Raw genomic sequence first — 4,881 nt, forward strand, 5'->3', positions numbered from 1 at the left:
GATGGCCCGTTCTTTTTGGCGCTTTACTGATCAGCAGTTTAGTGATAGCCCAGGTACCTGTGGTAACATTGGGGCCTGATTTCTCCGAACCCGGGGATGGCTGGGACAAACTGATGCAGTTAAAGAACGGTAACACTGTATACCTGCATTTCTCCAAAAAGGACGGGCTGCTGGTAAATATCTACGATACAGCCCGTGCCCTGAAAGTAGCGGATACAGTGCATGCGCAGTTATGGAATGCAGCCGACCTGGAATCGACCGAAATAGATGGCATCTTTGAAATAAATGGCCAGCCGGTTATTTTTCTACAGCAGCTGGTAAAGTATAACCCCGTCATGTACCGCCTGGTACTGGATGCGGAAACGGGCAGGCTGCTGCGGGAAGATAAACTGGGCGAACTCCCCAGCGTACAGCATCGCAGCGTGTTTATAGACGATAACCTTGCCACGCATGACATGTATGTGGAGAAAGATACCAACAGCGATTACTACGCCGTAGCCCTTTTTTCAGGTGCACCTATCCAGAAAACCGACAGTGTTCGTGAACGCATACGGGTATTGCATTTTTCACCTGCTCATGAACTCATTAACAGTGGCTGGTTTTACATTCCCGATTCTTCGTATAGCTATTTCAGTTATATCAACATGGCCGTGAAGGGAAAGGAAAAAGTGTACCTGGGCACGGTAGGCTTTAATGCCAAACGGAAGGAGGGCGATGCCGGCGCTAAAGTATTGTTCTCTATGCTGTCGCCTGACTCGGCTACCTTTGCTCATGAAGTACTGGATTACACGGCAGGCTTCGGGAATATAGGCGGCAACATCCAGGTGACCGGTGCGCAGGTACGGATGCTGCTGTATGTATCTTCCAAACAAAAAGAAGGATATACGGGCATGATGATGAATACTTTCCAGGCAGCCACCGGTAAACTGAAAAAACAGGTGCAGTTGTCGTTCCCTGAGCTGTCGCGCAACATGCAGCAAAACCTCAACTATAAAGAAGAGTACAAAGGAACACCCCAACGGTTACACCTGAACGAAGATGGCAGCAGTACCTTGCTGATGGAGAGCTTTTCTTTCTTCAAACAGGGAAATTCGCAACTCAACAAACTGCATACAAATCTCGGGGATATAGGCATCACGTTGCTGGACACCGCCGGCCGGGAGAACGCTACCCTGGCCGTTTCCAAATACCAGGTGATCACCGGCGTATGCGAGCCGTTCCAGTTGCAGCGACGTAGTAAAAGCGAGTGGGTGTTCCGGAATAAAATTGCAGCATTGAACACCAACACGTGGTTGTCTTACGACTATATCCCGGTACCCGGCGTATCCTTCGTGCTTTTCAACGATTACCTGCAATATCTTGATACCGGCGGCCAGGATAAAGTACGCAAGCCTTTGAAGTTTGCTGCAGATGCCAACTTCGTTTGCTACCGTTTTTATAATGGTAAGATGGAGCGGCTGTTTCTTTTTGGTATGCCGGAAGTTACAAAAGGCTATGCCTGTATGATGGGAGCGGCGGACTACAATGCACAAACACGCATGTATGCTACTGTGCTGATCTCGCGGAAAGGGCAGGAGAAAAAAGCCAATATCGCCTGGATAAAGTTTTAGAGGCTGGTCCAGCCTTCCGGCACTACACCTGTACGAAACTGGTTTACCGCATTATGCGCCAGCCGTGTTGGCTCGGGTAAGCGATAACCCTTTATGCACTGCAGCAGAATTTCTGCACTGCCGGGAATATCTACAAGATGGCCGGGCGACACGAAAATGGGCTTTACATTGCTTTTGCTCCGCAACACATTACCAAGTTGCTGCCCCTGCTTATCCGTGAGCGGCGTATAGCGGCCTTTTTCCATACCAGGTTCTTCATACACACCAAACAGCTTTTTCTTCGCGCTGCCTATAGATGGTTGCTGCGCCAGCACTCCAAAGTGACTGGCAATACCCATACGACGCGGATGTGCAATGCCATGGCCGTCTACCACCAGGATATCCGGCTTTAGCGGCAACTGTGCCCAGGCATCGAGCAATGCGGGCACTTCCCGGAAAGCCAGGAAACCCGGCACATACGGGAACAGTACTTCTTTTTTTACGAGGCTGTAGCCTACCGGCTTCATGGAAGGAAATTCCATCATTACAATACCGGCGTACACGGTAGTGCTGAATTTATTGAAAGAAATATCTGCGCCGGCCACATAGTTAAGCGGACCGTTATACGGCGTTATCTTTACGGTGTCTTTTAATTCCCGTTGTATAATGGTTGCTTCAGGAACAGTGAGCTTATTGTAATCGATCATGGATGCCATTGTTTATAACCTTTCTAAAAAAGAGAGAGCTGATCGCCGCTTTTGGGCTCCGGTGGCTTTACGGCTTTCCCGAAAACGGTTCTGCCGCCATATTGCCATGAATCGCGGCGTTCCTGCGCTATTACTTTATCAAAGTTGGTATTGGGTTCAAAATCCTTTTCAATTTGCTGTGAGAGTACAGACAACTTCCTGATGGCGTCTTTCTTATCAGACTCACCAATCTTTGCTTTATGCAGCGCCTCTTTCAGGGTATGAATGGTTTCATCGTAGATCCTGGTGGGCACCGGGAAGGGATGGCCGTCCTTACCTCCATGGGCAAACGAAAACCGCGCGGGATCTTCAAAGCGGGAAGGAGTGCCGTGAATCACTTCGCTTACCAGGGTAAGCGATTGCAGCGTTCTTGGGCCCACGCCTTCGAGCATCAGCAGGGTTTCAAAATCTGCCGGACTGGTATCATGCGCCAGGGCTAATACGCTGCCCAGCCTTTTCAGGTTTACATTTTCCGCTCTCACATCATGGTGGGAAGGCATCAGCAGGTGGCTTATTTCGGGCAACAGGTGTACAGGCTTTTCTTTTGTAAGCTGGAGGATACCCGTTTTAGTGGCGCCGGCCTGCAAGTCGGTAAGATTAAGGATACGGCCCTGGTTACGGCCGTAAATAAAGGTATGCGGCGCTTCGGTATATGATTTAAACGCTGAAGAATGCCAGTGGTAGCGCCTGGCCATACTGCTGGCATCATTCATTCCCTGTTGCACCACCGCCCATTCACCTTCATCAGATAAAATAAAAGAGTGCAGGTAAAGCTGGAAGCCGTCCTGTACAGCAGTGTTATCTACTTTGGCCGTGAGCTTGCTGCTGTATACCAGCTGGTCGCCGGGCAAACCGGTTTTATGGGCAATGGCGGTGAGTTCCGCCGGTGTTTGTTTACTGTAGCGTCCTTTTCCTCCGCAGATATAAATGCCCAGTTCGGCAGAACGGGGATTGATCGCTTTTTTGAGGGCGCCCATTACGCTGGTGGTAATTCCTGATGAGTGCCAGTCCATGCCCAACACGCAGCCCAGCGCCTGGAACCAGCAGGGATCGCTAAGCCTTTTAATCACTTCTCCTTTACCGTAATCGGTCACAATAACCTCTACAATAGCGCCGCCCAACAGGCTCATTCGCTTTGCCAGCCAGGGAGGAACCTGGCCGTAGTGTAAAGGCAGATCTGCATATGATGGCATATTGATTTATTTGGAATGACTCACGTTGGATTTATCTGCACTTCATATTGAAAGATGCCGGTATTGGTGAGCAAAAAATTATCCAGCTGCTCCATCCTATCGCGGGTGCCGCGTACTGTATAATTTACTTCTATGATATTTTCTTTTCTCACTATCATCATCTTCTTATACTTCAGCTGAAACTCCTGTAGGATATTTTCAACATCTATATGTGGAAATTTTTCTTCATAAAAATAAATTGTGTAGAGCCGCTTATCGTTTACAAGCGCAATACGTCTTTCAACAAACTCCAGTAAAATCAGCACCAGGAGCGCGCCAGCAAGGGCTGCAGCTGCCAGCCAATACTGGCTCATCCCAACAGCCATTCCAATAGCTGCCGCAATCCAGATGGAGGCGGCTGTGGTGATCCCATCGATACTATAATCGCCCTTGAAAATAACGCCGGCACCAATGAAACCTACGCCTGTAAGGATATTAGAAGCTACACGATCTGCGGAATTGGGATACCCGAGCTCCGCAGAAAGAATGGTAAATACGGTGCTGCTCATGCATATCAGGGTCATGGTTCGCATACCGGCGGCCTTTCGTTTATATTCCCTTTCAAGCCCCAGTAATACGCCCATCAGCAATGCGATCAGCACTTTCAGTACCTGGTCTTCTTCTATGATCTGTAATACATGTTTCATTATCTGAAAATATATAGCTACAAATGTAAGCGTTGGCACAATTCTTCCTTAATAAAAAAGTAACGGATATTGAACTGTTTGCTTTAATGCCTGTTACGAATGTAATCTATCACTATAAAACAATTACCAATGACACCCTTCTTCTATAAATCATGCGTTGTACTCTGTCTGACCGGCATCCTGAGCATTTTCCTTTTCGCCTGCAACAGTTCCAAAGAAGCCAGCCGTGAGGCCGATTCCGCTGCGGTATCCATGCCTGCGGTAGACAGTACCAGTGTTATACCGGTAGACACCACTAAAACCAAACCGGATTCTACAAAAATGTAAACAGTGCACCTGTTTAAGGAAGGCGCCCTATCTGATGAGAAACGTATTACCTCACCCTTAAACATTCGGTATATGAAAGTAACACACATGCTCATGCTGGCAGGAGCATCGGTTTTGATGCTTGCAGCATGCGGTAACGGCAACAAATCCGGAACCGACTCAACAGTAAATACGATGGATACGGCCGGTATGATTCAACAAGATACTGTACCCGCTGCACAGATGCCTCCGGGCGCTATTAATCCAGGGGAAGATTCCTCCCGCTTTGGGACAGGCACCCAGGATTCTTCTAAAAACAGACCTTAACTCCAATATAATGCCTCCGGTATTGTTTTTCACC

General features: G+C 48.4%; 6 protein-coding genes. 3 read left to right on the plus strand and 3 right to left on the minus strand.

Annotated elements, in window-relative coordinates; all coding sequences use genetic code 11:
• A partial coding sequence (locus VN105_RS24295) for a hypothetical protein (protein ID WP_325645111.1) occupies positions 1–1,610 on the plus strand: 1,610 nt, incomplete at its 5' end.
• On the opposite strand, the gene nfi is transcribed toward VN105_RS24295, so the two are convergent.
• The 3 genes from nfi to VN105_RS24310 are packed head-to-tail and all read right to left on the minus strand — an operon-like array spanning position 1,607 to position 4,214.
• The gene (nfi, locus tag VN105_RS24300) at positions 1,607–2,296 is read right to left on the minus strand and encodes a deoxyribonuclease V (RefSeq protein WP_325645113.1); all 690 of its coding nucleotides are present in this window, start codon (positions 2,294–2,296) and stop codon (positions 1,607–1,609) included. The genes VN105_RS24295 and nfi overlap by 4 nt on opposite strands.
• Before the next feature lie 23 nt (positions 2,297–2,319).
• Positions 2,320–3,528: a DUF763 domain-containing protein gene (locus tag VN105_RS24305; RefSeq protein WP_325645115.1), complete on the minus strand. Its 1,209-nt coding sequence runs from the start codon at positions 3,526–3,528 to the stop codon at positions 2,320–2,322.
• Between the two features lie 20 nt (positions 3,529–3,548).
• A complete protein-coding gene (locus tag VN105_RS24310; protein WP_325645117.1) occupies positions 3,549–4,214 on the minus strand; it encodes an MgtC/SapB family protein in 666 nt (221 codons plus the stop codon).
• 129 nt (positions 4,215–4,343) lie between these two features.
• Between VN105_RS24310 and VN105_RS24315 the strand changes: the two genes are divergently transcribed.
• Both VN105_RS24315 and VN105_RS24320 read left to right on the plus strand, forming a co-directional pair.
• Positions 4,344–4,541 carry a hypothetical protein gene (locus VN105_RS24315; protein WP_325645119.1) on the plus strand — a complete coding sequence of 66 codons (198 nt, stop codon included), beginning with the start codon at positions 4,344–4,346 and terminating at the stop codon, positions 4,539–4,541.
• A gap of 72 nt (positions 4,542–4,613) precedes the next feature.
• Positions 4,614–4,847, plus strand: coding sequence for a hypothetical protein (locus VN105_RS24320; protein WP_325645121.1), 234 nt, complete (start codon positions 4,614–4,616; stop codon positions 4,845–4,847).
• Positions 4,848–4,881: the final 34 nt, after the last annotated feature.

The organism is Chitinophaga sp., from assembly GCF_035564935.1.
Classification (GTDB): domain Bacteria; phylum Bacteroidota; class Bacteroidia; order Chitinophagales; family Chitinophagaceae; genus Chitinophaga.